The following is an 8,208-nucleotide window of genomic DNA, read 5'->3' on the forward strand; positions in this document are numbered from 1 at the left end:
CCGCCGTGGTGGGCAAGGTCGACAAGAAGAAGCTCGTCGCCACGATCACCGGGTGAGGCCGCCTAACCGCCCGCCGAAACCTCGCACTCCACCGCGGGGGTCAGCATCTCGATGATCCGGGCCGTCACGGCCGCCGCGGTGGGGTGCTCCCACAACAGTGTCGGCGGCAGCGACAGCCCGGTCTGCTTCTCCAGCTGACGGCGCAGGCGCACGGTCATGATCGAGTCGACACCGAGCTCGACCAGCGGCAGGTCGATGTTGACGTCGGCTTCGGGCAGCCCCAATTGGCTTGCCACCGCGGTCAAAACGTGGGCAGCGACGTGCTCGGTGTCGAACTCCCCCGCCGCCGTCACCGGCTCGGCGTCACGGTCAGGCTCCTCCTCAGGCGCCACATCAGCCAGGATGGGCACCGCGGCAGCAGCCGGAAGGACCGGCAGCACCACGACATTGGCGGTGTTTTCCCGCATGGCGAGATCCAGCGCGCGCATCGCGTCGTCGGCGGCCACCGTCCCCATGCCGAGCGCATCGAGCTGGGCGGCAACGAATTCCGATGTCGATCCCATCCCCAGCCCGCGCCACGCGGTCCACGCCACGGCCGTGGTGCGGTCACCCAGGCTGCGCCGGTGACGCGCCATCACATCGAGGAATGAGTTGGCGCAGCCGTAGGCGCCCTGGCCCGGGAAGCCGGCCAGATAGCCACACGAGGAGAACAGCACCATCCAGTCGAGTTGCCCGGGCGGGAACACCTCGTTCAGCACGAACGTGCCGTGCACCTTCGGATGCATCGCCGCGGCGAACTCGTCGGACGTGGTATTCATCAGTAGCGCACCGGCTTCCACGCCGGCGGCATGGATCACCCCGCGCACCGGTGGCAGTGGCCGCAGCACCTCACGCAGGGCATCGGCCGATCCGGGCGCTCCGAGGTCGACCGAGGCCACGGTGACCGATACGCCACGCTCTTCCAATGCGGTGACCGCGCGGACCGCCGCCGACTGGTTGCCGTGTGTCCAGGCCGACCGATCCCCCAGACCGGAGCGCGACAGCAGCACCAGACGCCGCGCCCCGAGATCGGCCAGGCGCTGGGCCATCCGCAGGCCGAGGACGCCGGTTCCCCCGGTGATCAGGTAGGTGCCGCCGGGTACGCAGTGCATCTGAGCATCCTGCGCGGCGGCGGCACCCGATTCCGAGGCGGCGAGGCGGGCCGCGAAATTCACGCCGTCGCGGACCACCACTACGCCGTGGCCGGGCAGCGAGCCCAGCGCAGTCAGCGGCAAACACCCGTCGGCCACGTCCACGACACCGCCCCACAGCTGGGGATGCTCGGCGGCGGCCACGCGGCCCAGTCCCCACAGCGGTGCGTGGATGAGGTCGCCGCCCTCGTGGACGCCGATGGTGAGCGCCCACAACCGCGCGGACACGCCCAGCCGCTGTTGCACGGCCAGTGTCCTGGTCACGAGGTCCACCGCCGTTTCGGGCGAGTCATCGTCACGCGGCAGCACCAGGACCACCGGGGAATCTCCGAGGGTGACCGGAAGGGAACCGGACTCGATGAGCGTTTCCAGCTCTTCGGGTTCTTCCACCGCCCGATACGGCACCGCCGCCGCGGTGAGATCGTCGACCGCGGATTCCAACCGGTCCACGTCTCCACCGACGAGCACGACGCCGCTCGGCGACTGCTCGTCGCGCGCCGACACCGGATGCCAGGCCACCCGATGCACGATCCGGCGGGTGTCGGCGGCCGACCATTCGCGTCCGGGGTTCTCCAATTCCTCGAAGGTCATCCCGCCGATCGCCAGCAGCACCGCCCCGGTTTCGTCGGTGATCACCACATCGGTCGTGGTGGTGCCGGGCCGTCGCCGCACCGACAGCATCGCGGTGGCCTGCGGGGCCCCATACACGTGCACCCGCTCGATACGGGCGGGCATCCTCAGCCGCGGCGGCCCGTCGAAGATGGTCGAGGCGGCCGAGGTCGCCGCGTCCACCAACGACGCCCACGTGCAGGGTTGTGAGCCATCAGCCTCCGAGCTCACCGATGCCAGCAGTTCACCCTCGCCGCGGCGCAGATCTTTGATGTCCCACTCGAATCCCATCGCTGCCACACCGAGTTCGGCGAGGGTGTCGATCACATGCCGCGGCGCCAACTGCTCGGTGCAGCGCGCCCGCGCGGCGACCAGATCGATTGCGCCGAGAGCACTTTCGACCGGGACGTCGTCGGCCGGCACCACTGCGCTGCTGTGCGTCAGCCACCCCCCGTCCTGCCCCTCGGCGAGGCGCGAGGCCAGTGTCAGCTCACGGTCCTGCAAAACCACCTGCAGATCGCGGGCGCGCGCCGGCGCCACCGGGGTACGCAAGCGCACGTCCGTTATCGCGGCGCCGACTGGTGTTGCGGCGCCCGCGTCGGTGCCGTTGCCGGCCGCCGTCAAGAACGTGTTCAACAGCACTGCGGCAGGCACGATCTCGGTCCCCTGCACCGGATGGTCGCCGGGGTAGGGCCGGGTGTCGAAGTCGAGCCGGGTCTGCCACATCCGGGTGGCGACGGTGCCGGCCACCTCGGTGCGCCCGCCCAGCAACGTGTGGCCGGCGGTGTCGTGTACGGCGCGCCCGCCGGGCGGCGGGCTGGGCGTCCGCCAGAACCGCCGGTGCTGCCATTGGGTGACGGGCAACTCGGCATCCCACGAATCAACCGCTGCCACACCGTGCTCGACGTCGGCACCGTGGCAGTACAACGACGCGACCGCCGCCGTGACCGCAGCCGACTCAGACGTGTTGCGTCGCAGCAACGGGACGACGGCGTGGTCGTCCATGCCCAGGTGCAGCAAGGTCTCCACGACCGAATGTGACACCACCGGATGCGCGGACACCTCCAGGAACAGCCGGTGCCCGTCCTCGGCGGCTGCCGTGACGGCCTCGGCGAACCGCACCTGGCCGCGCAGGTTCTGCACCCAGTAGTCGGCGTTGCGCGGTGCGGCCGACCGCGGATCGGCCAAAGCCGTGGTGTACAGCGGGATCTCGGCTTCGCTGGGCGGCTGAAGACGTGCGACGTTCTCGGCCAGGGCAGCGGTCAGATCGTCCATCGCGGGACTGTGGAAGGCCACGTCGGTGTTGACTCGGCGCACCACGATGCCCTGCTCGGCCCACATGCGGCAGACCTCGTCGACGGCAGCGGTGCGGCCCGAGATGACACAGGATTCGGCCGACGCACTGATCGCCGCCACCACATCGGTGCGGCCGGTCAGCCGGGTTTCGGCCTCCGCGAACGGCAGCCGCACCAATGCCATGGCGCCATGGCCCATCACCGCACGGAAACCACGCGCGCGATAGCAGGCGACGGCCGCGCCCTGGTGCAGCTCGAACACCCCGGAAACCACGCAGGCCGCGACCTCACCGACCGAGTGCCCGATCACCGCGGCCGGCCGTACCCCGCGCTCACGCAGGACCGCGGCCAATCCGACCTGCATGGCGAAGGTCAGTGCTTGAACCCGGTCGGTGCCACCGAGTTCACCGGTGCTCAGCGCCTCGCGGGCGGAGAAGCCGAGCTCCGGACCGAACACCTCGTCGACCTCGTCGATGATGCGGGCGAAAGTTGGCTCGTGCGTGAGCAGTTCACGCCCCATACCGGCCCAGTGGGAACCGTGTCCGGAGAACACCCACACCGCATCTCGGGCCTGCCCGCCCGGGAGCGTACCGGTGACCAGGGTGCTGCTGGATTCACCGCGGGCCAGGGCGTCGAGACCGGCGATCAACTCATGTCGCTGCTCGGCGACGATCGCGGCTCGGACGGGCTCGTGGGTACGGCGAGTCCACAGCGTGGCGGCCACCGGCGCCACTGCCTGATGCCCCGTTCTGAGGTGGTCGGCCAGTGCCGCGGCCTGATGTGCCAGGCGTTGTTGGGACCGCGCGGACAGCGGGACGATGACCGGACCGGGCGCGATGCGGTTCGTCGTCGGCCGTGGCGTCGGTGCCTCTTCGAGCAGGACGTGCGCGATCGTGCCGCCGTAGCCGTAGCTGCAGACCGCCGCCCGACGCGGGGTGTCGGTGCGCGCCCACGGCTCGACTTCGGTGGGAACCCGAAGCCCGCTGTTGGCCCAGTCGACGGCATCCGTCAGTTGCCGCAGCCCGGCGGTGGGTGGGATCGCCTCATGGTGCAGTGCCAGGACCGTCTTGATCAGGCCCATCACCCCGGCGCCGCCCTCCAGGTGGCCGATGTTGGGTTTGACCGATCCGATCCGGCATCGATCCTGCTCGTCACGTCCGGCGCCGTACACCTCGGCGAGCGCCCCGACCTCGGTGGGATCGCCTGTGGGAGTGCCGGTTCCATGGGCTTCGACGTATCCCACACTCGCCGGATCGACCCCGGAGGCCCGGCAGGCCAGCCGGAACATGTCAGCCTGGGCGGCGCCGTTGGGTGACATGATGCCGACCGTGCGCCCGTCCTGAGCGGTGGCACCGCCGCGGACCACCGCCAGGATGCGGTCACCGTCGCGTTCGGCGTCGGCGAGCCGTTTGAGCACCACCACACCGGCGCCCTCGCCGCGTCCGTATCCGTCGGCGGCGGCATCGAAGGTCTTGCAGCGACCGTCGGGCGCGGTGGCGCCGGCCTCGTCCAGGACACGGGTCAGGCCCGGCCCGATCAGTGCGCTGACCCCGCCGGCCAGAGCCAGCGACGTCTCCCCGGCGCGCAGCATCTGACACGCTTGGTGCACCGCGACCAGCGAGGCTGCGCATGCCGCATCCAGCGCCACGCTCGGACCGCGGAGATCCAACAGGTGTGACACCCGATTGGCGATACCGCACAGCGATGTGCCGATGCCGGTCCAGGCGTCGATGCCGGACAGGTCTTCCATGATCAATTTGCCGTAGTCGTCGGAGTTGACGCCCATCAGCACGGCGGTGTCACTGCCGGCCAGCGTTTTGGGCGATATCCCGGCGTATTCGAGTGCCTCCCAGCTGACCTCGAGCGCCAACCGCTGCTGTGGGTCCATCACCTCGGCCTCGCGAGGCGAGACGCCGAAGAACTCGGCGTCGAATCCGGCGAGATCGTCGAGGAAGGTGCCCAGTCGGGTGACCTCACGCAGCACCGCGGCATTGCGCGGGTCCCGCTGCAGATACGGCTCCCACCGATCCTCGGGCACCTCCGTGACGTGGCTGCGCCCGTCGAGCAGGAAGTTCCAGAAGTCCGACGGAGTGGCGATGCTGCCGGCGACACGGCAGGCCAGGCCGATCACAGCGACAGGCTCGGAGACGAAAGGTTCCGGCGCCATGTCAGCAGGATCCCGAGCGAAGGAAAGTCTGGATAGGCTTGCCTAAATACGCTGCGGACATGCGGACCATAGTGGCACACGGCCAACAGGTTCGGGAGGACTACCCCGCCCGAACCTGTGAATCTACTGGGAGGCCCCCGACCGGCTGTGACGTGCAGTTATACCGTCGACGTGGACGGTAAGACCTGCAGTTTCGTCGGCTTTGGCCCGTGTTAGCTCACTCACATACCGGCCCCGCTTCCGGCACGCCGACCAAATACGGCGACAACGTGCTCAGCTTCTCGCAGGTCTCCTCGAACTCGCGAGCGGGTGTGGATTCGGCGATGATTCCGGCACCGGCCCGCAGCCAGGTGCGCCCGTCGGCTTCGTAGACCGCTCGCAGTGCGAGCGCGGCATCGAGCGAACCGTCGGCCGAGAACATCGCCACCGCCCCGGAGTACAAGCCACGAGGGAGTTCGTCGTGGCGCAGGATCGCGTCGACCCCTTCGGCCTTGGGAATACCCGATGCCGTCACCGCCGGGAACAGCGCCTCCAGCGCGTCCATCCGATCCATCGACGGGTCGAGACGCGCACCCACCGTGGAACCCAGGTGCTGCACGCTTCCGCGCTCGCGAACCGTCATGAAATCGGTGACCGTCGCTGTGCCGGGTTCGGCAACCTCGGCGATTTCCTGCAGCGAACTGCGCACCGAGATCGCGTGTTCGACGATCTCCTTCGAGTTGGACTCCAGATCGTCGCGTGCCGCGCGGTCATTGGCGGCGCCGCGACCGAATGCTCGGGTGCCGGCCAACGGCTCTGTCATCACCGAACCGTCCCCACGTACGGCGGCGACGAGTTCGGGGCTGTAGCCCAGGGCACGAAGTGAGCCGAGCCGCAAGAGAAATGACCGCGCCGGGTTGTTGTGCCGGCGACCCAACCGGTACGTCGACGGGAAGTCGAGCCGGAACGGGACGTCGAATCGCCGCGACAGGATGACCTTCTGATAGCGGCTGGCCACGATCTCCTCGATCGCCGAGGCCACCCGCTCGCGGTAAGCGCTGCCGTCCTGGCGAATATCGACCGCCCGCGGAGGGGACGTCACCGGGAGCCCTTCGGCGATCAGCCGCCGCACGACATCGTGATGACTCGGGTGGGCCCCGCGCAGTATGACCCGCTCGGCGGTCACCTCGATCTGAGTGAGCGGACTGAATACGCGGGCCAACGGCGTCTTCGGCGGAAGCCGGTCGGCCAGGCCGAACTTGTACGCCCCGAATTCGAATGCGACCCAACCGAACGCGGTGTCGGACTTGGTTTCCGGGTCGGCGAGCATCTGGTCCACCGCTTGCCCCAGCACGCTGCCCGGCCTGCCTGTCCACGACCGACTGGCCACCACCGCGCCGTCGTGGGTGAGCCGTATCTCATCGCTGTCCAGTTCGACGCCGCGCTGCGATCCGGACGCCAACAGCCATCGGTTTCCCCGCTCGTAGACCACATAGTCGTTCCCGTCGGCGTCACCCGCGCGGGCAATCTCGGCGGCCAGGTCGGCGGGACAGATCGCGCCGTCACCTGTCGGCAGCTCGATCGAGACGAGGGCGGCCGAAGCATTGCAGTCAGCTTGGGCATTCCTGGTGAGCATTCGGCAAAGCATAGCCTCGCCTAACTCATTGCACAGACCTACGTACCGAACACGTTTTCCCTACGAGAGCACATACTTTCGCACAGATACCTCACAGATTTCGCACAGGAACCGTCGCGCTCCGCGCCCTACCCCAGCAGGTCGCGCACCACCGCGTCGGCAAGCAGACGTCCACGGTCGGTCAACACCAGCGAGGACTGGTGCGCGGCCAGAAGACCTTCACCACACAGGGTTTCGGCTCGAGACCGTTCGCCGGAATCGAGCAGTGCCACCGGGAGCCCGTCACGAACCCTGACCCGCAGCATCACGTCCTCGACATGCCGATCGCGCGCACCGAGCTCCTCGAAATCGGCGATCGGCAACCTGCTGTCGGCCAACGCATGCGCATAAGCGTTGGGGTGCTTGACATTCCACCACCGCGTCGACCCGAGGAAGCCGTGCGCTCCCGGACCGGCGCCCCACCACTCACCGCCGTTCCAATAGCCGAGGTTGTGCCGGCATTCCCCGCCGGCCCGGCTCCAGTTCGACACCTCATACCAATTCAGCCCGGCCGCTGACAGCCGAGTGTCGAGCAGTTCGTAACGCTGGGCCAGCACATCGTCGTCGGACCGGGCGATCTCGCCGCGACGTACCCGCCGGGCCAGTGCCGTGCCGTCCTCGACGATGAGCGAGTACGCGGACACATGGTCGACGCCGGCGGCCACCGCGACGTCGATCGAGCGCCGCAGATCGTCATCGCTCTCCCCCGGCGTGCCGTAGATCAGGTCGATGTTGACGTGCTCGAATCCCTCGGCACGGGCCTCCCTCGCCGCCGCCGGGGCCCGTCCCGGCGAGTGCGTGCGATCCAGCACGGCCAAAACTTGCGGTGCCGCCGACTGCATGCCCAGCGATATCCGGGTGTAACCGGCCTCGCGCAGCGTCGCGAACATCCGCGGTGACGTCGACTCCGGGTTGGCCTCGGTGGTGACCTCGGCGTCGGCGGCCAGCGCGAAGTTGTCCCGAACGGCGCCCAGGACCGCGGCCAGACCGGCCCCGCCCAGCAACGAGGGGGTACCGCCGCCGACGAACACCGTCTGCACCGGCACCGAACCGACCTGGGCCGCGGCCAGCCGCAGTTCGACTCGCAACGCAGCCAGCCAGCCGTCCGGGTTGGCGCCCCCGAGTTCGGCCGGCGTATAGGTGTTGAAGTCGCAGTACCCGCACCGGGTGGCGCAGAACGGTACGTGGATGTAGATCCCGAACGGACGGCCGGGCCGGGGCGCCAACTCGGGTTGGCCGGCGGTCGCGGTGCGGGTACTCATGAGATTGATTTTCCCAGACTGTCCAGCGCCG

3 protein-coding genes are annotated in these 8,208 nt (G+C 69.0%); all 3 read right to left on the reverse strand.

Annotated features, from left to right (window positions below; genetic code table 11):
• Nucleotides 1-62: 62 nt before the first annotated feature.
• The gene (locus tag A5699_RS13920) at nucleotides 63-5,261 is read right to left on the reverse strand and encodes a type I polyketide synthase (protein ID WP_067770181.1); all 5,199 of its coding nucleotides are present in this window, start codon (nucleotides 5,259-5,261) and stop codon (nucleotides 63-65) included.
• A 217-nt stretch (nucleotides 5,262-5,478) separates the two neighbouring features.
• A complete protein-coding gene (locus A5699_RS13925) occupies nucleotides 5,479-6,876 on the reverse strand; it encodes a salicylate synthase (RefSeq protein ID WP_067770183.1) in 1,398 nt (465 codons plus the stop codon).
• Between the two features lie 128 nt (nucleotides 6,877-7,004).
• Nucleotides 7,005-8,177: a radical SAM family heme chaperone HemW gene (gene hemW, locus A5699_RS13930; protein WP_067770184.1), complete on the reverse strand. Its 1,173-nt coding sequence runs from the start codon at nucleotides 8,175-8,177 to the stop codon at nucleotides 7,005-7,007.
• Between the last annotated feature and the right edge of the window lie 31 nt (nucleotides 8,178-8,208).

It is taken from the genome of Mycobacterium sp. E802, assembly GCF_001666875.1.
Classification (GTDB): domain Bacteria; phylum Actinomycetota; class Actinomycetes; order Mycobacteriales; family Mycobacteriaceae; genus Mycobacterium.

Coding starts and splice junctions, on each gene's coding strand:
- A5699_RS13920 (WP_067770181.1), bottom strand. CDS start 5,261: ATGGCGCCGGAACCTTTCGTCTCCGAGCCTGTCGCTGTGATCGGCCTG.
- A5699_RS13925 (WP_067770183.1), bottom strand. CDS start 6,876: ATGCTCACCAGGAATGCCCAAGCTGACTGCAATGCTTCGGCCGCCCTC.
- hemW (WP_067770184.1), bottom strand. CDS start 8,177: ATGAGTACCCGCACCGCGACCGCCGGCCAACCCGAGTTGGCGCCCCGG.